Raw genomic sequence first — 23,789 nt, forward strand, 5'->3', positions numbered from 1 at the left:
TCACGGCAGGCAAGGGCCGCTGAGGAAAAGCTCCGGCGCCTCTATGCCCTGGTCGAAGATGGCATCACGGATCTGGACGAGGTCCTGAAAGCTCGTCTTGCCGATATCAAGGCAGATCGAGATCAGGCGCAAAGCGCGCTTGACCGGATCAAAAGCCGAGCGTCAACCGCGTGCATCGACCGGAGCAAAATCGAACGCTTCGGCTCCCTGATGCGCGAAAGCATAACCGCGGGCAGCGTTCCGTTCCGCAAATCCTATCTGCGCTCACTGATTGATGCGGTCGAGGTTGATGACCGCGTCATCCGTATTCACGGGTCAAAAACGACCCTCGAACAAGCCATTATGGCCAGCGATCAACCGGAAAGGAGGGTTCGCGGTTTTGTACGCAAATGGCGCTCCCTAGGGGAATCGAACCCCTGTTTCAGCCTTGAGAGGGCCGCGTCCTAACCGCTAGACGAAGGGAGCGTGAGGGCTAGCCAATAGCCTCGAAATTTGTTCGCCGCAAGGACCGAACGGGCCTTTTATGGCTCATTGGCAAATTTCAGCTTGCCGGTCGGCTTGAGCGTGTGGGCGTCGAAGGTGCGGATCTCGGTGACCCCGCCGATATCCAGGGTCACCACGAGGCGGTCGCCGGCAACGCCGGTGGAGACGATCTTGGCGCCTTTCGGCAGCGTGGCGGTGACGTCGCTCAACGGATCGGCCGCCCTTCCCTCCGACTTGAAAAGGCGGTAGCCCACCGCGATCAGGACGGCGCAAACAGCCAGCGCCGTGGTCAACCCCGCGATCAGCATCATCCGCCGCACCCGCGCGAACAGCGCGGCCTGCTCGGGGGTCGGTTCGGGAACAGCGGTATCAGACGTCGTCATGGAAAGCTCAGGTTCAGCGCAAAGGTTGGAAGTCGTGGTCGCAGGCGACGAGGGCTCGGCCCGGCTCGACCGTGTGCTGGCGGCGCGCCTTCCCGACTTGTCGCGATCAAGGCTCAAAGCCCTGATTCGGGCGGGCGCGGTGAGCCTCAAGGCAGCCCCGGTCCGCGACCCCGCTTATCATGTCGCCTCGGGCGATACGATCATAATCGACGTGCCGGAAGCGGCGCCTGCCGAACCCAAGGGCGAGGACATTGCCCTCGATATCGTGTTCGAGGACGACGACATCATCGTCATCAACAAGCCCAAGGGCCTGGTCGTCCATCCCGCGGCCGGGCATGAGACCGGAACCCTGGTCAACGCGCTGATCGCCCATTGCGGCGCCTCGCTGTCAGGCATCGGCGGGGTCCGCCGGCCCGGCATCGTGCACCGGCTGGACAAGGATACGACCGGGCTGATGGTGGTCGCCAAGAACGACCTCGCCCACGCCTCGCTCACCGCCCAATTCGCCGATCACGGCCGCACCGGGCCGATGCGGCGCGGCTACATGGCATTCGCCTGGGGGCTGCCCGGCCGCCATCGCGGCACCATCGACGCGCCGATCGACCGCCATCCGCATGCGCGAGAAAAGATGGCGGTGCGCCAGGGCGGCCGCGAGGCGGTGACGCATTGGGAGCTGCTGGAAAGTTTCAACGGGCGCGATGGCAAGCCGGTGGCGGCACTGCTGGCCTGCGAGCTCGAAACCGGCCGCACCCACCAGATCCGCGTCCACCTCGCCCATATCGGCCACCCCCTGATGGGCGATGCGGTCTATGGCCCCCACTTCAAGACCAAGGCGAACCAGCTCGGTCCTGAGTCGCAGGCAGCTTTAGCGGCGCTGGGGCGGCAGGCTCTGCACGCTTATCTGCTGGTATTGAAGCACCCCAGGAATGGAGAACTTCTTCACTGGGAGACCGGCCTGCCGGAGGATCTGGTTCTCCTGGAACGCGCCCTGAAAGCGGCGCTATGACGCAGGCCCCTTAAGAAAATCGTTACATTACAAAAAGTTATAGCTGCCACACGGGGACGTGACGTCAGCAATCCTTCCCTTTTTGACCCCCCATAGGGTATATTGCGCCTGCGTTGGAAATGACCGACGTGGAACATCGCAGCTACGGCCGGCTTTAACCAAGCGGTCGTCTGCCTGGCCCGCCGCTATCGGGGGCCTGAACCTTTGGAGGGCTTACAATGGCCCGTACCGCTGCTTTGCCGGTCCTCAATGGAGAATCCGGCCTCTCTCGCTACCTCGCCGAGATCCGCAAGTTCCCGATGCTGGAACCCCAGCAGGAATACATGCTCGCCAAGCGTTGGCGCGAGCATGACGATCGCGACGCGGCGCACCAACTCGTCACCAGCCATCTCCGGCTCGTCGCCAAGATCGCCATGGGCTATCGCGGCTACGGCCTGCCTATCTCCGAAGTCGTCTCGGAAGGCAATGTCGGCCTGATGCAGGCGGTCAAGCGTTTCGAGCCTGAAAAGGGCTTCCGTCTCGCCACCTACGCGATGTGGTGGATCAAGGCGTCGATTCAAGAGTACATCCTGCGTTCCTGGTCGCTCGTGAAGATGGGCACCACCGCGAACCAGAAGAAGCTGTTCTTCAACCTGCGCAAGGCGAAGAGCAAGATCAACGCGCTGGACGAAGGCGATCTCCGCCCCGACCAGGTCGCGACCATTGCCAAGCGCCTCGGCGTGACGGACCAGGACGTGATCGACATGAACCGCCGCCTCGGTGGCGATGCCTCGCTCAACGCGCCGATCCGCGACGACGGCGAAGCCGGCGAATGGCAGGACTGGCTGGTCGACAATACGCCCAACCAGGAAGCCATGATGGCGGAGCACGAGGAGTATGATCACCGCCGTGACGCGCTGAACGGCGCCATGGGCGTGCTCAACCCGCGTGAGCGCCGCATCTTCGAGGCCCGCCGCCTCGCCGATGAGCCGATGACGCTGGAAGACCTTGCCGCCGAGTTCGGCGTGTCGCGTGAGCGCGTCCGCCAGATCGAGGTCCGCGCTTTCGAGAAGGTGCAGTCCGCGGTCAAGGGCACGATTGCACGGGCCGAACAAGCCGCGCTGGAAGCCGCGCACTAAGCGCGCGGCTTTTCGCGCCAGACATTGGCGGATCGAGACGAGACGAAAAGCCGGCGGCAACGCCGGCTTTTTTGTTGTGTGAGCGACGGCATGTTCGCAGGACGCGCCGGCGGGGCATCTTGAACGGATGCGACGGGTCGGCCGACCAAAGATGATCGGGCCACATCCAGAGAATGGGCACGCGCCGTGTCGATCATCCTGCAATCCACCGTCGGCGGCTTTTCCGCCCAGTTCATGCGCAAGCTGCCGCTGGTCGAACAGGCGATGCGCGACCACGGCCTTGATCCGGCGGAGTTCGTGATCTCCAAGGACTACGCCTCGACCTCGACGATCCCGATCATGGGACCGTTCTTCTTCAACTACAGCGTCTATTTCGGCGAGGAGCAGTTCACCGTCACCGAGCCGAACGACATGGTGTTCCTGGACTACTTCATCAATCGCGTGCTGGCCGCCGACGGCCCGCCGGAATTGCCGCAGCGGCCGGGACTGATCCGACGGTTGTTCGGCTGGATGGCGCAGCCGGTATAGCTCGCCATCCCCGCGCGCGACGATCATTCCAATCAATCATGCTTGTCGCAGAACGCCAGTCGGTGTATGTGCTGCCGCCCGGCGCGAGGTCGCGCCCTTTTGCTTCAGCGCTTTCGAGGGAGGCGGCATGATCAGCAGTTCGATACGTTCTGACCGCCGCCCGCCTCCGATCGGCCACCGATCATAGGCTGAACGCCGCCGCGCGGCTGCGCTCCATTCATTCCATCTGACTACGAGGGGCGTGACGCAACACGGCGTCGCGCCGTGTCGTCATGTATTTGCGGTTCGTTACACCGCTCATCCACCCGCACAGCCGGGTGGAGAGCGGCTTCTTCCGTGCGTCCTGGTACATCCAGCGCAACAATTGCCCGGACTGGATCCGGCACGAACTCGCGGACCAGTTCGACTGGTTCGGCGAGCATCTGCCGATTCCCGGACGTATCGCGCGACACTTCAAGCGGCGCGATACGATCTGGGGCATCTGCTGGTTCGATCCGGGGGCACGCGAGGCCGTCAGCCGCGCGCGCTATTGCGCATGGCTGCTCGAAGAGGGCGGCCTGCCGGTGCGCACGATCACGACCTCGCGTCAGCGCGAGGTGATCTGGCGCGACGCGCATCAGATCGTCACGAAGCCTGGCGCCGATCTTCCCAGGGCGTTTCCTTGAGCATGGGAGGTCCGGCTCAGGTGCGATGCCGTCCGGCACCGGGGTCTCGGCCTCCGGTTGCCGGCTCGCCTGCCCGCGCCCTACTCCCCCCAGGTCCGCGCCAGCGTGGCGAGCCAGCAGCCTTCGCAATAGCGGGCGTCCTTGAAGTCGATCCAGTTGTGGGCATAGACGTGGTCGAGGGCGATGCCGTAACGGGCGCGCAGCACCTGGACCAAAATCCTCCAGGCTGCGACCTGCGCCGCGGTCGGACCGATCGTGACATCAGGGTAGTTGCCGGCGAACTCGACACCGATCGAATTGTCGCGCACGACCTGATGGTAGGTCCCGCTGTTGTCGATGTACTTGTTGTCGTTGCGGTTGGCGCCGTCGGTGTGGGTCGGCACCAGATTGTCCGCGACCGACCAGTAGACCGTGCCGTCGGTCTCGACCCAGACCATCACGCCGCGCCGGGTAGGATTTTTCGACTGTTCGTTTGCGCCGATGCGGGCCGAGCCTGATGGACCTTCGGTCTGGTGCACGATGATGTTGCGCCAGGGATGGGCATTGGCGACATCCCCCCACGGCGCGAGCCAGACAATCGTTAGCCCGGGGATGTCGGGCGTGCCGGTGCTGCGCGCGAGCTTTTCCAGTTCAGCATCCGCGGCCAAGGCCGGGGTGAGAAGAAGAGCAGCAAGAATGGCCGCGAGCAGGCGAGCTATCATCATGGGGGTCCAATGCGGACCTGATTTTAGCACGTCAGGCGAATTTGCGCGCGACTTCGACCGGCTCGGGCGACAGCGGCGGGGCCGGATCATAGACCGCAAAATCGTTCTTGCCGTTCTTCTTGGCGGCATAGAGGGCGTGGTCGGCATGGGCGATCAGCCTGTCAGGGAATTGGCCGATGCCGCGATCCCATTCGGCAACGCCGATCGAGATCGCGATCGGGATGTCGTTGCCGGAGCAGCCGGCGGCGTCCTGGCGGCAGACCTCGACGATGCGGCGGGCGATCAGCACGCCTTCACGCAGGGACGAGGACGGCAGCACGACGCAGAACTCGTCGCCGCCGGTGCGGGCGAGCATGTCGCCGGGCCGGAGGCGCGTCTGCGCCATCAAGGTGAAGTGCTGGAGACAGGCGTCGCCCGCGGCATGGCCGTGGGTGTCGTTGATGGTCTTGAAGCCGTCGAGATCTATCACCAGCAGCGAGAACGGCTCGCCGCTGCGTTCGGAGCGGGCGCATTCCTCCGACAATCGCTGCAACAGATGGCGGCGGTTGGCGACCCCCGTGAGATCATCGAGCAGCGCGAGATCGGCAACCTCGTTGCGCAAGCGATCCATCGCCATCAGCAGGAAGCCGAAATTGAGCGTCATCGACAGGAAGAGAAGCGACAGCACCATGACCGCATGGCCCTGACCGCCGGCCACGGCCGAGAAATCGGCGCCGAGCGAATTGCCGACTGCGCGCACGACGAAGGTCGCGATGATGGTGAGGATGACGATGCCGGACAGTCGCGCCCCCGGGCTGGCCCGGCCTTCCGGCGGCGACAGCAACAGGCGTAGCGACAGCACCAAGGGCAGGCCCTGACCGACCGTGTAGCTGAGCATGCGCAGCTGCATCTGGTCGTAGCCGACCTTGAACAGCACCACGCCGGCGAGGCTCAGGGCCGCCGTCGCGACCATGAGGCGCAAATGCACCGGCCGGTCATAGAAGCGCTGAATGCCCATGGCGGCGAGGCAACTCGCCGCGATGATACCGGTGGCCCCGAACAGAAGCGGCACGGGAGAATCGACGAGCAGGCGGATCAGCGCCGTCATCGCGCCGGCCGCCCCGACGAAGGCCGATGCCATCCAGAACCGCGCGGCCGCGAATTTGGGGTAGGAGCGTGTCACGTAGGCCCAGATCAGGCCGAGCGCCAAGAAGTTGACGACGAAGACCATCCAAAGCGTCGGTACGTTCAGCATGGCGTCCGCGATACGCGCAGCGTCCCGCCCCCTCGCCCTAGCAGAAGTTCGTCCATGACCCGCCCCGTGTTCTTGCGGAGGATCATGGCGGGTTGCACTTAACGGAACCTCACTGCGGTCGTCGAAAGCGCCTGCTTGGTTTTGAATTCATGAACACTGCGTCTCGGTTATCAGATCGTTAGGCACGTCGCCGGCGTCGACGGACGCACATCGAGACGCACCGCGGAGCGGATTCGCGGGCCAAAATCACCTGAAAATGCATCTGAGCTGTGGATAACGGGATGACACAGATGTGACGACACGGGGCAGCGACCCGCGAATCTGCTGAGTTTGTCATTGAGGATGTTGCGAGGCTGGCCCTCCGCCGAGCGTTCCTCGTGTCGCGTTTCACCATTAACCCTTAAGAGGATCCTATGGCTAAGAAAGCGAAGAAGGCGACGAAGAAGAAGGCGAAAAAGGCCAAGAAGGCGAAGAAGAAGTAACGCGGCTTCTTTTTCTTTGCCCGGGTGGAGCTCGCTCCGCCCGGGCTTCGGGACGGGCTGAGAGATCGAAGCTTTGAGAGATTGAAGGTGGCGGGCGCTAGGCCCGCTTTTTTTATGGCTAGCGTTCGGCGAAGGCGAGCTTGGCGCCGAGCAGGGCGAAGCCGGCCGCAAAGGAGCGGCGCAGCCAGGCCATCACACCGGGCCTGGAGATGACATGCTCGCGCACGGACGCCGCGCAGAAGCCGTAGAGGACGAACACCGCAAAGGTCATCACCATGAAGGCGCCGCTCAATTCCAGCATCCGCGCCAGCACATGCGCCTCGTCCACCGCGATGAACTGCGGCAGGAAGGCGAGGAAGAAGATCGAGAGCTTGGGGTTGAGGATGTTGATCAGAAAGCCGGTGACGATGACCCGGCCGCTCGATCGCTCCTTGATCTGGCCGTCGACGGCAATCGCGCCGCGCTCGCGCAGCGCCTGCCAGGACATGTAGAGCAGATAGGCCACGCCGCACCATTTCAGCGCGGCAAAGGCCAGCGCGCTGGTGTGGAGCACGGCGGCAAGCCCCAGCATCGCCGCGGTCATATGCGGCACGATCCCGAGCGTGCAGCCGAAGGCGGCCGCCACGCTGGCGCGCGAACCGCGCGTGAGTGCGGCGGCCAAGGTGTAGAGAACGCCGGTGCCCGGCGAAGCGACGACGATCAGCGAGGTGAGCAGAAAGGACCAGGACATGCCTCGTCTCTACCACTCCAGACGCCTAGCGAGAAGTCACGACCCGGTCAGCGCGCCGCCCGATCAAGCACCTGATGACGGCGCCTTCGCATCAGTTGGTCTGGGCGATCTCGGCCTCGCGCAACACATCGAGCGGCGCCCACGGCTTGGCCCAGAATTTCGCGCCGTCGGGCAAGGGCTGCATCAAGGGGCGGCCGGAGGTCACGACGACGTCGAGCTTCGGATTGCGGTCCTTGGCGACATGGGCCAGCTCGACGCCGTTCATGCGGCCGGCGAGCTGGACGTCGGTCAGCATCAACAGGAGCGCACCGGCATTCTTGTCCAGCACGCGCTCGGCCGCTTCCGCGCTTTCGCATTGGATGACCTGGTAGCCGCTTTCCTCAAGCAGCAGGCAAAGCATCTCCCGCTGCATGAGGTCGTCTTCGACGATGAGGGCGGTCGCAGGAAATGGCTTTGATTGTCCCATCGGCAGCTCCCAATGCTTGCCTCCGTTCAAGTAACCCATGTTAAAGAGGGAGCGGCGGATCGGTTCGGTTCCAAACTGAAAAAATGTAAATTCTTGTTCCCTGGGCGGGGCTTGACGGGAGGGCATCATGACGGTGATTCGCGGCGCGGCCGCCATCACGGGCGCGGCGAGCGGCATCGGCCGTGCGCTGGCAATCGAGCTCGCGCAACGTGGCGTTGACCTCGCGCTCGCCGATCGCGACGAGGCGGGGCTGAAGAGCCTCGCCGCCGAGATCGGCGCGCAGCGCAAGGTCAGCCTGCATCGCGTCGATGTCGGCGAGCCAGCCGACATCGCGCAGTTCGCGCGCGATGCGATCGCGGCGCATCCCGCGCTCAACATCCTCGTCAACAATGCCGGCGTGGCGCTGATGGGGACGTTCGAGGAGATCGACCAGGCGCAGATGGACTGGCTGTTCGACATCAACTTCTGGGGCGTGGTGCACGGCACCCGCGCCTTCCTGCCGCATCTGAAGACGCAAGCAGAGGCGCATATCGTCAACCTCTCCTCGATCTTCGGCATCATCGCGCCGCCAGGACAATCGGCCTATGCGGCGGCGAAATTCGCGGTGCGCGGCTTTTCCGAGAGCGTGCGGCATGAGCTCGCGGTCGCGGGCAGCCCGGTCAGATTGTCGGTCGTGCATCCCGGCGGCGTCGCCACCTCAATCGCGCGCTCCTCGCGCACCGGCGTTGGCGTCACCGACAATGCACGCCGCGCGCAGGCGATCGACCGGTTCGAGAGTGCGGCGCGAACGACGCCGAAACAGGCCGCGCTGCGCATCATCAGGGGCATCGAGCGAAACGAGCCGCGCATCCTGATCGGCAGAGACGCGAGGTTCATGGACATCCTGCAGCGCTTCCGTCCGGGGACCTATTGGGCGCCGTTGCAGCGGCGGCTGGAGAAGATGGCGAAGGGGGCGTAGGCGGGTTTCCACTGTCGTCACCGCAAATTCCGCTGTCATTCCCCGCGAAGGCGGGGAATCTAGTACGCCGCAGCTCCTCGGTTCTAGCCAAGCCGCCCCTGGAATACTGGATCGCCCGCCTTCGCGGGCGATGACAGCGAATATGTGGTCACTGCCCCACCAGCCGGTCGGCAAAATAGCCGATCGTCTTGCGGTAGATCACCGCCCTGTTCCACTCGCGCATCGCCTCGAAATTGGCCGAGCCTTCGTCATAGGGCTGGCCCATCTTGAAGCCGTTGCTGTGGAGCAGGTTCGCGGTGGACGCGAGCACGTCGGCGACGCTGTGGCGGAGGTCGACATGGCCGTCGCCGTCGAAATCGACGCCGTATTTGACGTAGGACGACGGCAGGAACTGGGTCTGGCCGATCTCGCCGGCATAGGCGCCGATCAGATCGCGCAAGGGAAGATCACCGCGCTGCACGATCTTGAGCGCGGCGAGCAGCTCGCCCTGGAACAGTTCGGTGCGGCGGCAATCATGCGCGAGCGTCGTCAGCGTCCGGATCACCGGCAGCTTGCCCATGTCGCCCTTGCCGAAATCGCTCTCCAGGCCCCAGATCGCGACCAGGATCTGCCGGGGCACGCCGAACTGCTGTTCGATGCGCGACAGCAGCGCGGCATGGCGCTGCAACAGCGCCCGCCCGCCATTGATGCGGCCAGCGCCGACGCGGGTCGAGACATATTGCTCGAAGCTCTTGTTGAAGGTGTAGCGCTGGCGCCGGTCGAAGGCGAGCACCGCGCCGTCCTGCGTGATGCCGCTGAAGGCGGCGCTGGTCACGCCCGCCGAGACGCCCGCGGCCTGCGCTTCCGCACTCATGCCGGCGACGAAGCTGTTGAAGTCGCCGCCGCAACGCGCGGCCTCAGCCGACCCGCCGGCGAGGGACACAAGGATGGCGGCGGCGAAAAGCGGTCTCAACATCAAAAGGAGTCCTCTGCGGGGGCGCGAAGCGGAAGGCGATCATGCCCGGGAACGGGATTGGCGTCAAAGCAACCGCAGAACCGGTCACGCCAGGTGCCCGTGCCTGACGGCGCCGAAACAAAAACCGCAAAACAACCCCATGCACAGTAGACGCGCAGCGACCGTCGATTTTGTTTTTCCGAATTTAAGTTGACCCGTCGGGCAAAACAGGAGTATCGTGCCAGCATCGCAGACTCCGGACGTTGGCGCCCGCCCGCGAGGCGCCTGTTGGCAGCGAACGCCGCCAAAGCTGCGGGTTTGATCCGCATCAACGTGCCTCATGGCCTCGTTCATAGACTGGGACAAGCAGGAGCCGCCCAGGAACCAGAAGAGAGAGACGCGATGACCGGAATTACCCTGACCGCCGATCAGATCCGCAATGCACCCGCACCGGTGCGGCAATGGATCGAGCAGGAGGTGATCAATTCGCTCGGCCTTGCACCGCGGCCGCCCGCGGCCGCACCAGTTCAGACCGCCCATCTCGTCGCCTGTAGCGTGGACGAAGTGGCTGGCGTGCTCGAGCACATCCGCGGCACCTTCCCCGCGGTCAACGTCCTGTTCGAATTCGGCCGCCCCGGCATCAATTACGGGCAGCCCGCGGTGATGACCTTCCGCCTCATGGACATCCTGCATCACACGCGGCTGCAGGAGATCGGACAGGTCATGACGTGCCTCGAGATGATCAATCAGGCGCTGACCGTGGTGAGGAAAGACCCCTCCGCGCGGTTCTGCGGCTTCGACAACGAAGGCCATTGTCTGATCGCGCCGCAGACGCAGGCCAGCATCGCGACACTCTGGCAGGACATGATGGAGCGTCAGCAGATGCAGCAGGCCAAGGCCGGCGACCGGATCGCGCCGGCGGCGTGAACCGAACGGCGCGGGCCCGACGAGGAGCGGCCAGACCACGTAACGAGGGCAGTCGTGCCGAACACACGAGCCAGGCTGAAGTCCCTCCGCATGCCGCTTCTGCGCCTGCTCGCAATCAACCTTGCGATCGGCGCCTGCGCTGCGACGCTCCTGGTCGGTGGATTGCTCTGGCTCAACCCCGGACATCTGCGCGATTTGATCTTCGCCGATCGCGCGCCCGGCATCGGCCTTGCGTTGCTGCTGGCCTCGTTCGTCATCACCTTCGGCTCCGCCGCAATGGGCAGCGCGATCATGGCCCAAGGGCGCAAGCAGGACGATAGCAAAGGCAGCGGCGGCGGCACATCGCGATTGGCCGCGCAAAAGCTGCCGCGACGCGCGCCGCCAATGTGATGTGTGCAACGCAAGCGCGTTTGTCTGCCTGCGCTGGATGAGCTTCTCGCGCGTGCAACAATGTCTCGTCGAGCAGCTTCGCCGGCACATAAGCGCGCTCGCATTGCGTTGCGAGAGCATGCAAGATGAACAAATTACTTCAACTATCCAAGCATCTGCTTTGCGAAAGTGCGGGAACCGGTCGTCATGGTCTCCGCATATCTGATGCGCCTGCTGCGACATCAACGCCGCGATGATTTATCTTGCCACCGCAGAGCGCAGGCGATAGCCTTCTATCTCAGGTTGTCGCCCCGCCAGCCCCGGGCGACGCTGAAAGACCAAAATAAGCGGCGGGCTCCTCAGCCCGCCGTTTATTGCGGGCCCGCATCGGTCCCCTGACGAAGCGTCAGCACGCCTGCAAACAGACATCCTCGATCGATTGCGCGAAGCCATTTGACTATGACGCCGTGATCGACGACAAGCCGCCATGGCCAAAAAACCCGGAACCAACCCGAAAGGCGAATTCGCCTTTTTCAACGTCGTCTACGAAGATGGCTCCCAACGCTCCAACCGACGCGTGCCCACCGAATTGCTCGGGGGCATCGACGGCGACGAGCCCGCGCGCAACTTCATCATGGAGCAGGACCGCGAGATCGCCGAAAAATCGGGCCGGCCGGCGCTCGAGATCAAGCGCATCGAACGGGTCGGGGCGAAGAAGAAGTAACGCCCATTGGCATCGGTCCTTGCGCGCCGGCGACGCTCGCGGGCGAAGCCGCTCGCCCGATCGGACTAGACTGCTTCCAGCGCGGGCATGGCCGGATTGGTCCGTCGCGGCTGGGGCAGAACCCGCGGCTTGTTGATCAGGCTCACCAGCGTGTAGCTGATGATGAGCAGCAGGAACCACGAGCCGAACTTGGCGGGCGAGACCATGGCCCATCCGTGCTGCTGCGATGGATAGAGCCAGGTCTTGGTGAAGGTGCCGATATTCTCGGCGAACCAGATGAACAGTGTCACTAGGCCAAGACCGAGCAGAAGCGGCATCGACCGGTAATCGTCCCAGACCTTGAAATAGATCGTCGTGCGCGCGAACAGCAGCGCGGCCGCGGCAAACAGGACGATCCGCAGGTCCGGCACGTAATGATGGGTGAAGAAGTTGGCGTAGATCGCGACGCTCTGCACAACCAGCGCCCGGCGTGGCGGATGCCGTTCGAAGCGGAAATCGAACAGGCGCCACACGCGGCAGAGATAGCTGCCGATACAGGAATACATGAAGCCGGTGAACAGCGGCACGCCGGCAATCCTGAACAAGCTCGGCTCCGGGTAGATCCAGGAGCCGACCGAGGTCTTGAAGATCTCCATGACAGTGCCGACGACATGGTAGATGACGATGATCTTCGCCTCGTCCAGCGTCTCCAGGCGCGTCCCGAGCAGCAAGGCCTGAACGGCGATCATGCAGAGAAACAGAAAGTCGTAGCGCGCCAGCGGCGCGCTTGCGGGATAGAAGCGGTAAGTCGCGATCATCAGCGCAACCGCGATGCCGCCGAACAGGCAGGCCCAGCCCTGCTTGATGCCGAAGCGAAGAAATTCATAGAGGAATGCCGTCGATCGGCGCCGTGCCATCAAGCGCCCAAGACGCTGCTCGCGGACGATGAACCGGCGCAGCGGCGGCCAGGTCGCGGCCGCACTCGCGGGCGTTATGCCGGGGGCGGACTCGTCGGGCTGGGTGGATTGGTCGGAGGGGTGATGCACGATGGGAAGCGTGGTGGGCGATCGCGGACAAAGAATGACGAGCAAGAGGATGAAGCTTGCACGATCAATGCAAAAACGGTGCAGGACCGCGAGATCGCGGAGAAGTCTGGCCGGCCCGCGCGCCGGATCAAGCGGATCGAGGCGAAGAAGAAGCAGGCCGACGCAGGCAGGCGCTCACCAGCGCCCGCACCACCTATTCCAGGCAAACAGCAGATCGGCAAACCGGTCGTAGCCAAACCGCGTGACCGGCAGCGCCACAGGGTTGCCGAACAGCGCCGCAAGCCACCCCTCCCCCGGCGTCATCCGCCATAGTGCAATCGCGACATCCGCCCCGACGACGAGCCGGCCGGCCTCATCGGTCGCATGCAGGCGACGCCTGACGTCGTCGAGCGAAGCGCCAAACTGCGCCAGCGCATCGGGCTGCTCGTTGATGTCCTTGAAGTCCACGGCACCGCTGCGCACCAGCGCCAACAGCTTGTTGCGCTGCCAGTCGATGCCGGCGTCGCAGACGGGACAGCGGGTGTTGTAGTAGACGGTGAGGTGGGGGCTAACCATCAATGCCTTTAGACCGGCGCCTTCTGATTCCGCATCTTTATATTCGATAATGCAAACATTGGCGTACTCTAACGTGAACGATAACGTCTATGCGCTGCAGTTTCGATAAGCACTGAAATAGGTCAAACGAAAGCGCTCCCAGATTGTGAGGATCCAATAGCGCCAAATGTAGTCCAGAAGAATTCAGCTGGCTGACAATTTGCGGAAGCGCTGAGCTCGCTGGTCCTTTCGTTCGGCTGACGGGCGCGCCTAAGCCGTGCAACCGTATTTCTGCTGACGAAAGCAAATCAGGATCAGCATCAGATATGTGAACGCTTGAAAATGGATGGCTCGCACGCCCTTGCTTGTAAGCTGCAAGGGGACTTCCATCAATCAACTCACCAGTATCGCGAACTTGAGAGCGACCTGGGCCGCTAAAAACATCAATGAAGGCGCAATGACGATACTTACGACGAGTCGCACTCGATATCTGGACGTAGTCCGTAATGATCTTTTGCTTCTCCTTAGCCCATGGACCGACTTTCTCGATCCATAGGCCATCGTCATCCTGGAAGTAGCTCTCTCCTTTGGACGCCATGTTGCGAACTCTTCGCTTTCCTCTGAGCCTTCGTTCGTGATGCCGCGCTTGGAAACTCGCGCCAAATTTCGCCATCTAGTTTGCCACCGCCCTTCCCATTAACGGGCGGATCGATTTGCATGGCTTCGTCGGTCGTCAAGCCGTCTTCGAAAACTAGCGGATTATTTGAATAAGCTCCCCATTGCTTAAGGAAGGGCGCAACGTGATGCCGATGACATTCAGCAATTACGTCGCGCGCCCATTGAGGCTGCGTCGGCCTAGCCAAATCGGAGCGCACTCCGCTTTCACCACCAATGATAATCCAATCCGGAGTTTTCCCCTCAATCTCGATGGTCCCAAGAGGGCCGAGCGCAGGCTCGTAGCTTACAAACCTCACAACCGCTGGTAAAGCCAGCAGATGACGCACCCTTTGCTGGTAAGACTCTTTATCCTCGGCGGTTGTCCCGAGCCATACGTTCGGATATCCCGAGCCCCAATCGCGCGGGAGCATCTTCTTAATGTTCTGCGGCCGCTTGGTCAGAAGCTGCCAGTCAATCTGGTCGCATTGCCGAATGAGTTCAAATAAGTCCGCGCGCCACTCGGCATGAGCCTGATTGTCGAAAACGTCCGCCAAAGAAGCGCAAAATACTCGCTGTCGTCGACCGAACCTTCTCTGGAAATCTAGTGCTCGTGAATTCCAACCGAGTGGGCCGCGCCAATAGGATTCTGTCGTTCGTCGGCGAGCAAAATTGCCCCACCTGACCTGTCCGCTGCGTTTTGCCCATTTTTCTGCATAGCAAAAATCGCACGCTGACGGCCTGTTACCAGGCCGCTTGATCTTCGTGCATCCGACCCAGGGGTTGAATGTCGAATCGGTCCACTCGATTTTTGAAAAGCCTGCCATTGATGCCCTCCACATCCGAGTGTGTAAGCAAAAGATTAACCAACCGTTTGTTCTCTATTTGTTCTCCATAAAATTCCTCTCAGAGCCGAAGCTCCAAGAGGAAAAGTCGTCTCAATTATCCAAAAAGCTCCGCAGCTTCCTCGACCGCGACGGATGCTTCAGCTTGCGCAGCGCCTTTGCCTCGATCTGGCGGATGCGTTCGCGCGTCACGCTGAACTGCTGGCCGACTTCTTCCAGCGTGTGGTCGGTGTTCATGCCGATGCCGAAGCGCATGCGCAGGACGCGCTCTTCGCGGGGGGTGAGGGAGGCGAGCACGCGCGTGGTGGTCTCGCGCAGGTTCGACTGGATCGCGGCGTCGATCGGGAGGATCGCGTTCTTGTCCTCGATGAAATCGCCGAGGTGTGAATCCTCTTCGTCACCGACCGGCGTTTCGAGAGAGAGCGGCTCCTTGGCGATCTTGAGGACTTTTCGCACTTTCTCCAGCGGCATGCCGAGCTTTTCGGCGAGCTCCTCGGGAGTGGGCTCGCGGCCGATTTCGTTCAGCATCTGGCGAGAGGTGCGCACGATCTTGTTGATCGTCTCGATCATGTGCACGGGGATGCGGATGGTGCGGGCCTGGTCCGCAATCGAGCGGGTGATCGCCTGCCGGATCCACCACGTCGCGTAGGTCGAGAACTTGTAGCCGCGGCGGTATTCGAACTTATCGACCGCCTTCATCAGGCCGATATTGCCTTCCTGGATCAGGTCGAGGAATTGCAGGCCGCGGTTGGTGTATTTCTTCGCGATCGAGATCACGAGACGGAGATTGGCTTCCACCATCTCCTTCTTGGCCTGGCGTGCTTCGCGCTCGCCCTTCTGCACGGAGTGCACGATCTTGCGGAACTCGACGATCTCTAGGCCCGTCAGCGCGGCGAGCTGATGCACCTCGTGACGGAGGTCCTTGATGCGGTCCTTCTCGTGATGGACGAAGTTCTTCCAGCCCTTGGCCGACAGCTTCGAGACACGGTTGAGCCAGCGCGGATCGAGCTCCGAGCCGGTGTAGTTGCGCAGGAAGTCTTCGCGCGCGACGCCATGGCTGTCGGCGAGACGCATCAGGCGGCCCTCATGCGAGACGAGGCGCTTGTTGATGTCGTAGAGCTGCTCGACGAGTGAATCGATACGCGCCTGGTTGAGGCGTAGCGACTTCACCTCGACGATGATCTCGTCCTTGAGCTTGCGGTACTTGCGCTCCTGGTGCGGCGACAGCGAGGGACCGTGCGAAGTGCTCTCGAGCTGGTTCTGGATGTCCTGCTCCTGAAGCTTGCGCAGCTTCTTGTAGCTCTCGGCGATCTTGTCGAAGATCTCGACGACCTTGGGCTTGAGCTCGGCCTCGATCGCCGCGAGCGACATCTGGTTCTCGAACTCTTCGTCCTCGTCCATGTCGGCTTCGGCAGCGGCTTCGCCCGGATCCTTGTCCTCGCCGCCCGGGGCAGCCGCACCGGGCTGCGCGGCGCGGAACGGGGTCGGCGACGGCGGAGCGGCGGGCGGCGCGACATGCGCGGGCGCACCGGCGGCTGCCGCCTGGCCACCTTCGGCGGAGGCTTCACCGCCCTCACCGTTCGGACCTGCGATCATCGCCGTGTTCATGCCGCCCTTGGCGTCGGGGCCGGCATAGGTCGCTTCGAGATCGATGATGTCGCGGAGGAAGATCTTGCCTTCGTTGAGCTCGTCGCGCCAGATGATGATGGCCTGGAAGGTCAGCGGGCTTTCGCAGAGCCCTGCGATCATCGCCTCGCGGCCGGCCTCGATGCGCTTGGCGATGGCGATTTCGCCTTCGCGGGACAAGAGCTCGACCGTGCCCATCTCGCGCAGATACATGCGCACGGGATCGTCGGTGCGCTCGCCCGGCTCGCTCTTCTTGACCTCGGTGACGGCCTTCTGGGTGACCTCGACGAGCTCGTTATCGGTCTCGTCGTCGCCCTCGTCCTTCTCGTCCTCGCCTTCAGAATCGTCGGCTTCGGTGACGTTGATGCCCATGTCCGAGAGCATGGACATGATGTCCTCGATCTGCTCCGGGGAGGTCTGGTCGGACGGCAAGACTTCATTGAGCTGATCGAAGGTCACGAAGCCGCGCTTCTTGGCCTGTTTGATCATCTTCTTCACTGCCGCATCGGACAGATCGAGCAAGGGAGACGGCGCGTCCTGGGAGTCCTTCTCCGGCGCGTCCGCTGCCTTGTCGTCTTTTTCCTTGTCCTTCGCCTGCAGCGTCTTTGCCTTGGTGGCCATCCATTGCTCCTAAACGCGCTTCATGCGAGGCGATCGCCGCGCCCGCGTGAATTCACCTGAACCTGTTGCTCGACGCTCTCGCTTCGGCAGCTCTCGACACGGAAAGGGCGGCGCACATATCTCTCGCCACCCCCTGCTTTCTCTCGCCGGATTTGCCTAACGCTTCGTGAGCCTCTTTGTCGCGGCGGATGCAGGTGTAGTGCCAACAGCGATTGCGCGGATTTATTCCTGACGCGTCTGTTCTGCCTGCGGCCGCCTCCGGGCCAAAGTGCTACAAGACCGTTAAGCCTCGATTAACCCTGTTTTTGCCGCCAAACCTTGGATTTGGCGAGTCTTTTAGCGGTTGCGGCCGCAGCCGTCCGCATGATTCTTTCATCACACGCTCTTCTGGAACCGGCCGGACAGCTCGCCAAAACCCTCGATCAGGGCCTCGGTGCCGTCGACTTCGCCTATCCGAGCCTTGACGTCACGCAGCCACGCCAAATTCGCCTCGCTGGAGTCCTCCCCCAAGGCCAGCTCGGCGTCTTTCAGCTCTCTAAGTAGTGAATGCCACTGCCGATGCAAGGCAACGAGCTGGTGCCAGGTGGCAAGAACGTCGTCCCGCGCCGCGCCCTCGCGGGCGCCCCACACCGCCGCGGTGGTGATTCCGCCCTCAACCCGTTGAAGGACTTGAGAAAATCCGCCCCTTTCGAGATCGCTGCGCATCTTCTCGGCCTGCTCCTCCGGGTCCGGGGAGTGGTGATGGTCGTTGGCGAAGGCGGCGATGATGGCGGCCCGGAGCTTGTGGGCCTCGGGATGGGCGAGCTCGAGGGCCGCCACCTCCTCGAGGTGATCATGCAGCAGCCAGGGGTGGTTGATCAGGCATTGCAGGATCAGGGCCTCCCGGCGGGAGATGGCGCTGCGCTGTCCGCGCATGATCGGGCTCGCCGCAAGTTGCGGGCTCGCCGCCTGGTAGGGGCCTGATGGCAGCAGGGTGGGACCGGGCGGACCGCCGCGGCGATTCTGGCCACCGAATCGATTCGCCTGTCCCCCGCCGCGGGGCTGAAACGAGCGGCCGCCGGCCCCTTGCCGGAAATTGCCCCTGCCCGCAAAGCCGCCGCGCCCGCCGTCGGGCGAGAAGGTGCGCTGCAGCCGCTCGACGAAATCGTCGCGGTAGTAGCGTCGTACCACCTCGTCGCGGATGCCGTTGGACAATTCCTTGATGCGCGCCTCCAGCGCGGCGCGGCGTTCGGGCGTGGCGAAGTTGCCGCCTTCGAGCTCACGCGACCAGAGCATGTCGGCGAGCGGCCGGGCCGCCGCGATCACCTCCTCGATCGCGCCGCGGCCACTGGTGCGCACGAGATCGTCGGGGTCCTGCCCCTCCGGCAGCAGCGCGAAGCGAAGACTCTTGCCGGGCGCGAGGAATGGCAAGGCAAGGTCGGCAGCACGATAAGCCGCCTTCTGTCCGGCCCTGTCGCCGTCGAAGCAGAGGATCGGCTCGTCCGCCATCTTCCAGAGCAGCGCGAGCTGGTTTTCGGTCAGCGCTGTGCCGAGCGGCGCGACAGCACCGGGAAAACCCGCGGTGACCATGGCGATGACGTCGACATAGCCTTCGACCACGATCAGCGATGCGCCGTCATGCGTGGCTTTGCGCGCGGTCTGGTGATTGTAGAGATTGTCGCCCTTGTGGAAGAGCGGCGTCTCCGGCGAGTTCAGGTACTTTGCCGGAACGTCCTTCTCCAACGCGCGCCCGCCGAAGGCGATGACGCGGCCGCGCAGATCCGTGATCGGAAACATCACGCGATCGCGGAAGCGATCGTAAGGAACGGGGATGTCGTTGCCGGCAACCAGAAGTCCGGTCTCGATCATGTCCTCGACGGAGACACCGAGCTTGCCGAGATGCTCCTTCAGCGCAAAGCGCTCGGGCGGCGGCGGCGCATAGCCGAGGCGGAACTGCACTTGCGTCGCCGGCGAGATGGCGCGGTCAGCAAGATAGCCGCGCGCTTTCGCACCGACACGCGAGGCCAGCGTCTCCGCAAAGAACTTTGCCGCGAGCTCCATGACGTCATGCAGCGTGCGGCGGCGCTGCTCGTGCCGGGCCGCATCCGGTGTCACCGCCGGCAGCGGCAGCCCGGCCATGCCGGCGAGCCGCTCGACGGCTTCCGCGAACGGCACGCCGTCGGTCTCCATCACGAAGCTGATGATGTCGCCGTGCTTGCCGGAGGAGAAGTCGTGGTAAAAGCCCTTCTGGTCGTTGACGTAGAAGGACGGCGTCTTCTCCTGCTGGAACGGCGACAGCCCCTTCCACTCCCGCCCGGCCTTCTTCAGCTTGACGCGCTTGCCCACGACTTCGGAGACCGAAAGCCGGGCACGCAGCTCGTCAAGGAATTGGGGCGTTAAGCGCATAGCCATTGTGTAGCGCGAACCGGGGTGAGTCGGGCGGAAGATCAGGGATATAGGTGCGGGGTCGCCAAAAGTCAGGTTTAGGCGGGTTATCCTGACTATTCGACCTATGCACAGGGCTTGGTCCCGTCACCCCCGCGCGATAGCGAAGCCATTGTCGCTGTGGCGGCCGCTCCTTCAGCGGCCCTCGAAGGGCGACGGCCCGCCTCTTTCTGCGAGGCTGCATCCGGGCCGATTCATCCTTCGAGGCTCACCGCGCTTTGCGCGGCGAGCGCCTCAGGATGACGGGATGGGCAGGCGAGCCCCCTTGAACCCCGCCCGGTTCCACGCTTCCATGGGCCATGTTCAGGACCTTTCGGGGTGGCCAGAGCGGGGGCTGGCGCGTGACCTCGATGTCGCCTGTGACGGGCGAGCCCCTGCCCTTCATGCCGGCGCTGTCGGTCAACGACAGCGATGCCGTTGCGCTGCCGCTGGTGCCCTCGCGCAATGCCTGGCGGCTGGTCGGCGTGCCGAGCAGCTTGCGCTACACGGAACGGGCCGAGAAGCAGCAGCTCGAGAGCGTGCAGGCCGGCCTCGGCCGGCTGGAGGCAACCAGCGCGGCGCTGATCCCGATCCGCAAATCGCAGGCCTGGTGGGATCTGACGCAGGAAGAGCGGCGCAAGATCTTTGAAGACAAATCGCACCACATCGCCAGCAGTCTTCGCTTCCTGCCCGCGATCGCCCGCCAGCTCTATCACAGCCGCGACCTCGGCGAGCCGTTCGATTTCCTGACCTGGTTCGAGTTCGCGCCGGCCCACGCCTCGCTGTTCGAGGAGCTGGTCGGCATGCTCAGGCAGACCGAGGAGTGGAGCTATGTCGAGCGCGAGGTCGACGTGCGCGTGGTGAAGGAAGTGCTGTCGGCTTAGTGGTCGAGAAAGCGGCCGGACTCGATATGAGGCAGGCCCGTCACCGGCCAGTTGTAGATATAAGTCCATGCCGGTGCCGTCGTGCCATCCGCCCCGGTCACCTCGACCAGTTGCCGCAGATATTCGGTCGGCTCCGGAAAGCCCTCGCCGCAGGCTTCGTACATGTCGAGCTCGCGCAACAGCTCGTCGCCGGCGCGCAAGGCGAAGAGCTCGCCATGCACGACGTCCGATGATGCGTCGGACAGCAGCAATCCCGGATAATGCTTCACCAGCACGAGCCGGCCGCGGCACGTTGCTTCACCGAGGAAATCTGCATGCTGCGCCAACAGCCGCGCCATCGGATGGTCGAAGCCGCGCATCAGTGTGCCGTAGACGAAGAGACGATCGGAGGTCATGGGGGCTCTATAAACTCTCCGCGCCGTCATTGCGAGGAGCCCGCGACAAAACTGCGAAGCAGTTTTGCGCTGGTGCGACGAAGCAATCCAGACTATCGCCGCGGAAAGATCCTGGATTGCTTCGCTTCGCTCGCAATGACGAAGGAAGCACCATCTACACGACCTCCGCTTCCAGCTCCTCGCCGCGCTCCACGCCCGAGACCACCCTGACGCTGACGTCCATGACGTCGAACGCGTCCTGGGTGCCGATATAGATGCCGTGCAGCGGGATCGCCTGGCGCGGGTCGCGCGCGACCGCAACGCGGATGAGATCGCGGGTGCCGAGGATGCCGTTGGTCGGATCGAACTCGATCCAGCCCGCGCTCGGCAAGTACACCTGCACCCAGGCATGGGTCGAGCCGCCGCCGACATGGTGCTGCACGATGTCTTCAGGGACGAAGATGTAGCCGGAGACGAAGCGCGCGGCGATGCCGAGACGGCGCAGCGCCTCGATCATGAACAACGCGTAGTCGCGGCAGGTGCCCGTGCCCAATCGCAACGTATCGCAGGGACTCTGCGTGCCCGGCGCGTGACGCCTTTGGTATTTGAACTGCTTGCGAATCGTATGCGTGATGCGGCTGAGGATATCGAAGGTGGGCGACAACGCATTCTCGTCGAGAAAGCCGCGTGCCCATGCCGCCATCCTGCCGTCCGGATCGGAGTATTGCGGCGTGATGTACTGGACGAGATCGGGCAGCTCGGCATCATCGTAGACGAAGGGATAGAAATAGGCGGGATCGTCAGGCGTCAGCGCGAAGTCTTCCACCGGGTTGTGCTCGACCGTGACGTGCCAGTCGAACATCAGGCGATCGGCGCGCGCGTCGAAATCGACGACCGCGACCGAGTTGGCAAACACGTCGTGGATCCAGCGCAGCGACCTCGGCTCCGGCGAGATCTCGAGCCTGGACTCGAGCACGCGCAGATCATGGCCGTCGCTCGGACGCAGCATGAATCTGTGCTCACCGAACGCCACGGGCCTGATGTAGCGATATTCGGTCTTGTGATGAATCGTCAGCAGCGGCATCGTCGGGAGATCATGGTGATTTTGGGCAGACCTGATATTAACGATTGTTTGCCCAATGTCCGGGGCGACCGCTTTTTGCATAGGCAATCAGGATGGCTTTAGACACAGCCGAGGCGACGGATCAACTCCTTGGCGAGGGCGATATTCCACCGGTGCATGAGGTCAATGCGGAAGGGACATCGCCCTTCCTGCTGACATCGGACCATTACGGCCGCATCCTGCCGCGCGCGCTCGGCGATCTCGGCGTATCGGAAAGCGAGCTGGTCAGGCATATCGCCTGGGACATCGGCATCGCCGGTGTTGCCGAGCGGATGGCGCAGATGCTGGACGCCCACCTTGTCGCACAACGCTATTCGCGGCTCGTGATCGACTGTAACCGCTCGCCTGATGTCGCGAGCTCGATTCCCGTGATCTCGGAGGCGACCACGATCCCGCGCAACGAGGGCATTTCGGAACGCGAGCGTGCGGCACGGCGGCGCGAGATCTTCGAGCCCTATCATCGCCGCATCGACACCGTGATCGATCGCCGCCTGCACGACAAGCGGCCGACGGTGCTGGTGTCGCTGCACAGCTTCACGCCCGTCTATGCCGGCGTCGCGCGGCCCTGGCACATCGGCGCGCTCTACAATCGCGACAAGGTCCTGCCGCAGCTGCTGCTGAGACATTTGCGCGCCGAGGGCGATCTCGTGGTCGGCGACAATGAGCCCTATGCGGTGAGCGATCTCAGCGACTACACCATCCCCGTCCACGGCGAGGCGCGCGGCCTCGTCAACACCGGCATCGAGATCCGCCAGGATCTGATCGCGGATCAATCCGGCCAGCAGCAATGGGCGGAGCGGCTGGCAAGGATCTTTGGAGAGATCGAGGCGGAGTTGAAGCCGGCGCTGCTGCCCGGCTAGCCGCCCCGCGTCGCCACGAACAGCGCGAGCGCGGCGAAGATCGCGGCGATGCCCCACAGCACATAGGCGATACGGCCGTCGCCGCGGGCATCGAGCGTGGCCTCGGCAGGGTTATCGGGATTGACGTGAACCTCCACGGCCGCACCGTCCTGATAGCGCGACATCAGCTTCTCCAGCATCTTGCTCGAGGCCTGCGGCGTTTCGGCCGCAACCCGCGCGCATTCATTGGTGTAGCGGACGTTCTGATAGCTGTAGGTGTAGGTCACGTGCTTGCCGAACATCTCGGCGCCACGCACCTCGCCCGGCTCGCTCGCCTTGTGATATTCCTCGATTCCCGACAGCCTGATCGTGCCCGGCACGACCGGCCAGCGCGTCGCCGCGGCCGCCTGCCGCTGCGCGGCCCACGCCATCAGCGCGATGACGAACCCGAACGCGCCGAAGCCCACGACCATGCCTGCAAGATCCGGCCGGCCGATGTGATGGGTGAGCCAGGCGTAGCTCTGGTTGAGACCGAATGCCGAGCCGAAGACGATCGCGACCACGATGGCCGAGCCGATGCCGAGACAGCCCCACAAGCCCTTCGGCAGGTCGCGCTCCAGCACGGCCTTTTCAGGATGGCGCGGATTGTAATAGACCGTGACGATGCTGCCGGCCGGGTATTTCGCCAGCTTCTCGGCCACCTGGAAATTGCCGAGGTCTTCGCCGATCGAGATGCGGTTGCATCTCAGCTTGCGACCGCCGACGGAATATTCGTAGGTGACGTTCGCAAAATTGCGGGTTTCCGTGCGGTAGCCGTCCTCGTGCTCGTCGTCGGGCACCCTCTCCTCGCGCACCTCGGCGACCGATGTGACGACCTTGCCCGATACCTGCGGCCAGCTCCGCGCTTCGCGCGCCTGCCAGGTCTTCACGATGGCTGCAATCAGGATCAGCGCGAGCGGCGCAAGCAGCATTGCGTAAACGAGCGGGGGCAGATTGGGCACGGGCAAAATCCTTGGTCAGCGGCAATGCTTCCTTGGACGCACCACCGCGGACGAAGGTTCAACCGGGCCAAAGCGCGATGAGCCTTATCGCGCTTTGGGTTTTTGTTTGGGCATGATCTTTTCGGAAAACCGCTGTGCGCTTATGCGAA

Annotated in this window: 26 protein-coding genes and 1 tRNA gene; 10 read left to right on the forward strand and 17 right to left on the reverse strand. The window is 63.4% G+C overall.

The features are described 5' to 3' along the window. From XH89_RS41940 to XH89_RS31830, 3 genes are all read right to left on the reverse strand, one after another. A complete protein-coding gene (locus XH89_RS41940; RefSeq protein ID WP_256440011.1) occupies nt 1-132 on the reverse strand; it encodes a hypothetical protein in 132 nt (43 codons plus the stop codon). Nucleotides 133-390: 258 nt separating this feature from the next. After that, nucleotides 391-465 (reverse strand) — tRNA-Glu (locus tag XH89_RS31825). Between the two features lie 56 nt (nt 466-521). Beyond that, the gene (locus XH89_RS31830; RefSeq protein ID WP_194464266.1) at nt 522-866 is read right to left on the reverse strand and encodes a hypothetical protein; all 345 of its coding nucleotides are present in this window, start codon (nt 864-866) and stop codon (nt 522-524) included. On the opposite strand from XH89_RS31830, the gene XH89_RS31835 reads away from it, so the two are divergent. The 4 genes from XH89_RS31835 to XH89_RS31850 all read left to right on the forward strand — a co-directional run bounded on the left by XH89_RS31835 (nt 865) and on the right by XH89_RS31850 (nt 4,183). Further along, complete coding sequence (locus XH89_RS31835; RefSeq protein WP_194464267.1) at nt 865-1,872, forward strand: RluA family pseudouridine synthase; 1,008 nt, start codon at nt 865-867, stop codon at nt 1,870-1,872. The two genes, XH89_RS31830 and XH89_RS31835, sit on opposite strands and share 2 nt — an antisense overlap. 218 nt (nt 1,873-2,090) lie before the next feature. Beyond that, nucleotides 2,091-2,990, forward strand: coding sequence for an RNA polymerase sigma factor RpoH (gene rpoH / locus XH89_RS31840; RefSeq protein ID WP_011090072.1), 900 nt, complete (start codon nt 2,091-2,093; stop codon nt 2,988-2,990). Nucleotides 2,991-3,176: 186 nt separating this feature from the next. Beyond that, the gene (locus tag XH89_RS31845) at nt 3,177-3,518 is read left to right on the forward strand and encodes a hypothetical protein (protein WP_194464268.1); all 342 of its coding nucleotides are present in this window, start codon (nt 3,177-3,179) and stop codon (nt 3,516-3,518) included. Nucleotides 3,519-3,790: 272 nt separating this feature from the next. Beyond that, entirely contained in the window at nt 3,791-4,183 is a 393-nt protein-coding gene (locus XH89_RS31850; RefSeq protein ID WP_194464269.1) for a hypothetical protein, read from the forward strand. A gap of 80 nt (nt 4,184-4,263) precedes the next feature. On the opposite strand, the gene XH89_RS31855 is transcribed toward XH89_RS31850, so the two are convergent. The 4 genes from XH89_RS31855 to XH89_RS31870 all read right to left on the reverse strand — a co-directional run bounded on the left by XH89_RS31855 (nt 4,264) and on the right by XH89_RS31870 (nt 7,799). Next, nucleotides 4,264-4,887, reverse strand: a complete 624-nt coding sequence (locus tag XH89_RS31855) for a peptidoglycan recognition family protein (RefSeq protein ID WP_194464270.1) — start codon at nt 4,885-4,887, stop codon at nt 4,264-4,266. Between the two features lie 31 nt (nt 4,888-4,918). After that, the gene (locus XH89_RS31860) at nt 4,919-6,121 is read right to left on the reverse strand and encodes a GGDEF domain-containing protein (RefSeq protein ID WP_194464271.1); all 1,203 of its coding nucleotides are present in this window, start codon (nt 6,119-6,121) and stop codon (nt 4,919-4,921) included. A gap of 600 nt (nt 6,122-6,721) precedes the next feature. Further along, on the reverse strand, nt 6,722-7,333 hold the full coding sequence (locus XH89_RS31865) for a LysE family translocator (RefSeq protein WP_194464272.1): 612 nt from the start codon (nt 7,331-7,333) through the stop codon (nt 6,722-6,724). Between the two features lie 91 nt (nt 7,334-7,424). After that, nucleotides 7,425-7,799, reverse strand: coding sequence for a response regulator (locus XH89_RS31870; protein ID WP_194464273.1), 375 nt, complete (start codon nt 7,797-7,799; stop codon nt 7,425-7,427). Nucleotides 7,800-7,926: 127 nt separating this feature from the next. Between XH89_RS31870 and XH89_RS31875 the strand changes: the two genes are divergently transcribed. Further along, the gene (locus XH89_RS31875; RefSeq protein WP_194464274.1) at nt 7,927-8,757 is read left to right on the forward strand and encodes an SDR family oxidoreductase; all 831 of its coding nucleotides are present in this window, start codon (nt 7,927-7,929) and stop codon (nt 8,755-8,757) included. Between the two features lie 148 nt (nt 8,758-8,905). On the opposite strand, the gene XH89_RS31880 is transcribed toward XH89_RS31875, so the two are convergent. Further along, nucleotides 8,906-9,712 (reverse strand): lytic murein transglycosylase, encoded by an 807-nt coding sequence (locus XH89_RS31880; RefSeq protein WP_194464275.1) that lies wholly within the window; start codon nt 9,710-9,712, stop codon nt 8,906-8,908. Between the two features lie 381 nt (nt 9,713-10,093). Here XH89_RS31880 and XH89_RS31885 point away from each other — a divergent pair, with 381 nt between their 5' ends. The 3 genes from XH89_RS31885 to XH89_RS31895 all read left to right on the forward strand — a co-directional run bounded on the left by XH89_RS31885 (nt 10,094) and on the right by XH89_RS31895 (nt 11,711). Beyond that, nucleotides 10,094-10,618: a hypothetical protein gene (locus XH89_RS31885; protein WP_194464276.1), complete on the forward strand. Its 525-nt coding sequence runs from the start codon at nt 10,094-10,096 to the stop codon at nt 10,616-10,618. Nucleotides 10,619-10,708: 90 nt separating this feature from the next. Beyond that, nucleotides 10,709-11,008 carry a hypothetical protein gene (locus XH89_RS31890; RefSeq protein WP_194468695.1) on the forward strand — a complete coding sequence of 100 codons (300 nt, stop codon included), beginning with the start codon at nt 10,709-10,711 and terminating at the stop codon, nt 11,006-11,008. Nucleotides 11,009-11,474: 466 nt separating this feature from the next. Next, a complete protein-coding gene (locus tag XH89_RS31895; protein ID WP_194464277.1) occupies nt 11,475-11,711 on the forward strand; it encodes a hypothetical protein in 237 nt (78 codons plus the stop codon). A 65-nt stretch (nt 11,712-11,776) separates the two neighbouring features. Here the strand turns inward: XH89_RS31895 and XH89_RS31900 are convergent, their stop codons facing one another. From XH89_RS31900 to dnaG, 6 genes are all read right to left on the reverse strand, one after another. Further along, nucleotides 11,777-12,736: a DUF817 domain-containing protein gene (locus tag XH89_RS31900; RefSeq protein ID WP_246767677.1), complete on the reverse strand. Its 960-nt coding sequence runs from the start codon at nt 12,734-12,736 to the stop codon at nt 11,777-11,779. A gap of 174 nt (nt 12,737-12,910) precedes the next feature. Further along, nucleotides 12,911-13,291 (reverse strand): thiol-disulfide oxidoreductase DCC family protein, encoded by a 381-nt coding sequence (locus tag XH89_RS31905; protein WP_194464278.1) that lies wholly within the window; start codon nt 13,289-13,291, stop codon nt 12,911-12,913. A gap of 37 nt (nt 13,292-13,328) precedes the next feature. Next, nucleotides 13,329-13,943: a three-Cys-motif partner protein TcmP gene (gene tcmP / locus XH89_RS42165; RefSeq protein WP_367401002.1), complete on the reverse strand. Its 615-nt coding sequence runs from the start codon at nt 13,941-13,943 to the stop codon at nt 13,329-13,331. Further along, a complete protein-coding gene (locus tag XH89_RS31915) occupies nt 13,834-14,751 on the reverse strand; it encodes a DUF5131 family protein (protein WP_194464280.1) in 918 nt (305 codons plus the stop codon). Before XH89_RS31915 ends, tcmP begins: the two co-directional genes overlap by 110 nt. A gap of 111 nt (nt 14,752-14,862) precedes the next feature. Beyond that, nucleotides 14,863-17,016 carry an RNA polymerase sigma factor RpoD gene (gene rpoD / locus XH89_RS31920; RefSeq protein WP_194464281.1) on the reverse strand — a complete coding sequence of 718 codons (2,154 nt, stop codon included), beginning with the start codon at nt 17,014-17,016 and terminating at the stop codon, nt 14,863-14,865. A 375-nt stretch (nt 17,017-17,391) separates the two neighbouring features. Next, entirely contained in the window at nt 17,392-19,401 is a 2,010-nt protein-coding gene (gene dnaG, locus XH89_RS31925) for a DNA primase (RefSeq protein ID WP_194468697.1), read from the reverse strand. Nucleotides 19,402-19,739: 338 nt separating this feature from the next. Between dnaG and XH89_RS31930 the strand changes: the two genes are divergently transcribed. Beyond that, nucleotides 19,740-20,303 (forward strand): chlorite dismutase family protein, encoded by a 564-nt coding sequence (locus XH89_RS31930; protein WP_194464282.1) that lies wholly within the window; start codon nt 19,740-19,742, stop codon nt 20,301-20,303. On the opposite strand, the gene XH89_RS31935 is transcribed toward XH89_RS31930, so the two are convergent. Together XH89_RS31935 and XH89_RS31940 are read right to left on the reverse strand one after the other, a co-directional pair. After that, nucleotides 20,300-20,698, reverse strand: coding sequence for a gamma-glutamylcyclotransferase (locus XH89_RS31935; RefSeq protein WP_194464283.1), 399 nt, complete (start codon nt 20,696-20,698; stop codon nt 20,300-20,302). The genes XH89_RS31930 and XH89_RS31935 overlap by 4 nt on opposite strands. Nucleotides 20,699-20,852: 154 nt before the next feature. Beyond that, entirely contained in the window at nt 20,853-21,761 is a 909-nt protein-coding gene (locus tag XH89_RS31940) for a transglutaminase family protein (RefSeq protein ID WP_194464284.1), read from the reverse strand. Between the two features lie 92 nt (nt 21,762-21,853). Here XH89_RS31940 and XH89_RS31945 point away from each other — a divergent pair, with 92 nt between their 5' ends. Beyond that, nucleotides 21,854-22,660 (forward strand): N-formylglutamate amidohydrolase, encoded by an 807-nt coding sequence (locus XH89_RS31945; RefSeq protein WP_194464285.1) that lies wholly within the window; start codon nt 21,854-21,856, stop codon nt 22,658-22,660. Here the strand turns inward: XH89_RS31945 and XH89_RS31950 are convergent. Beyond that, complete coding sequence (locus XH89_RS31950; protein ID WP_194464286.1) at nt 22,657-23,640, reverse strand: DUF3592 domain-containing protein; 984 nt, start codon at nt 23,638-23,640, stop codon at nt 22,657-22,659. The two genes, XH89_RS31945 and XH89_RS31950, sit on opposite strands and share 4 nt — an antisense overlap. Between the last annotated feature and the right edge of the window lie 149 nt (nt 23,641-23,789).

Origin of the sequence: Bradyrhizobium sp. CCBAU 53340, from assembly GCF_015291645.1 — a bacterium.
Classification (GTDB): Bacteria; Pseudomonadota; Alphaproteobacteria; order Rhizobiales; family Xanthobacteraceae; genus Bradyrhizobium.

What these genes read in the sequence shown, in the direction of transcription:
- XH89_RS31835 (WP_194464267.1), top strand. Translation starts at nt 865, where the DNA reads ATGGAAAGCTCAGGTTCAGCGCAAAGGTTGGAAGTCGTGGTCGCAGGC.
- XH89_RS31830 (WP_194464266.1), bottom strand. Translation starts at nt 866, where the DNA reads ATGACGACGTCTGATACCGCTGTTCCCGAACCGACCCCCGAGCAGGCC.
- rpoH (WP_011090072.1), top strand. Translation starts at nt 2,091, where the DNA reads ATGGCCCGTACCGCTGCTTTGCCGGTCCTCAATGGAGAATCCGGCCTC.
- XH89_RS31850 (WP_194464269.1), top strand. Translation starts at nt 3,791, where the DNA reads ATGTATTTGCGGTTCGTTACACCGCTCATCCACCCGCACAGCCGGGTG.
- XH89_RS31855 (WP_194464270.1), bottom strand. Translation starts at nt 4,887, where the DNA reads ATGATGATAGCTCGCCTGCTCGCGGCCATTCTTGCTGCTCTTCTTCTC.
- XH89_RS31860 (WP_194464271.1), bottom strand. Translation starts at nt 6,121, where the DNA reads ATGCTGAACGTACCGACGCTTTGGATGGTCTTCGTCGTCAACTTCTTG.
- XH89_RS31865 (WP_194464272.1), bottom strand. Translation starts at nt 7,333, where the DNA reads ATGTCCTGGTCCTTTCTGCTCACCTCGCTGATCGTCGTCGCTTCGCCG.
- XH89_RS31870 (WP_194464273.1), bottom strand. Translation starts at nt 7,799, where the DNA reads ATGGGACAATCAAAGCCATTTCCTGCGACCGCCCTCATCGTCGAAGAC.
- XH89_RS31875 (WP_194464274.1), top strand. Translation starts at nt 7,927, where the DNA reads ATGACGGTGATTCGCGGCGCGGCCGCCATCACGGGCGCGGCGAGCGGC.
- XH89_RS31880 (WP_194464275.1), bottom strand. Translation starts at nt 9,712, where the DNA reads ATGTTGAGACCGCTTTTCGCCGCCGCCATCCTTGTGTCCCTCGCCGGC.
- XH89_RS31885 (WP_194464276.1), top strand. Translation starts at nt 10,094, where the DNA reads ATGACCGGAATTACCCTGACCGCCGATCAGATCCGCAATGCACCCGCA.
- XH89_RS31890 (WP_194468695.1), top strand. Translation starts at nt 10,709, where the DNA reads ATGCCGCTTCTGCGCCTGCTCGCAATCAACCTTGCGATCGGCGCCTGC.
- XH89_RS31895 (WP_194464277.1), top strand. Translation starts at nt 11,475, where the DNA reads ATGGCCAAAAAACCCGGAACCAACCCGAAAGGCGAATTCGCCTTTTTC.
- XH89_RS31905 (WP_194464278.1), bottom strand. Translation starts at nt 13,291, where the DNA reads ATGGTTAGCCCCCACCTCACCGTCTACTACAACACCCGCTGTCCCGTC.
- tcmP (WP_367401002.1), bottom strand. Translation starts at nt 13,943, where the DNA reads ATGGCGAAATTTGGCGCGAGTTTCCAAGCGCGGCATCACGAACGAAGG.
- XH89_RS31915 (WP_194464280.1), bottom strand. Translation starts at nt 14,751, where the DNA reads ATGGCAGGCTTTTCAAAAATCGAGTGGACCGATTCGACATTCAACCCC.
- rpoD (WP_194464281.1), bottom strand. Translation starts at nt 17,016, where the DNA reads ATGGCCACCAAGGCAAAGACGCTGCAGGCGAAGGACAAGGAAAAAGAC.
- dnaG (WP_194468697.1), bottom strand. Translation starts at nt 19,401, where the DNA reads ATGCGCTTAACGCCCCAATTCCTTGACGAGCTGCGTGCCCGGCTTTCG.
- XH89_RS31930 (WP_194464282.1), top strand. Translation starts at nt 19,740, where the DNA reads ATGTTCAGGACCTTTCGGGGTGGCCAGAGCGGGGGCTGGCGCGTGACC.
- XH89_RS31935 (WP_194464283.1), bottom strand. Translation starts at nt 20,698, where the DNA reads ATGACCTCCGATCGTCTCTTCGTCTACGGCACACTGATGCGCGGCTTC.
- XH89_RS31940 (WP_194464284.1), bottom strand. Translation starts at nt 21,761, where the DNA reads ATGCCGCTGCTGACGATTCATCACAAGACCGAATATCGCTACATCAGG.
- XH89_RS31945 (WP_194464285.1), top strand. Translation starts at nt 21,854, where the DNA reads ATGGCTTTAGACACAGCCGAGGCGACGGATCAACTCCTTGGCGAGGGC.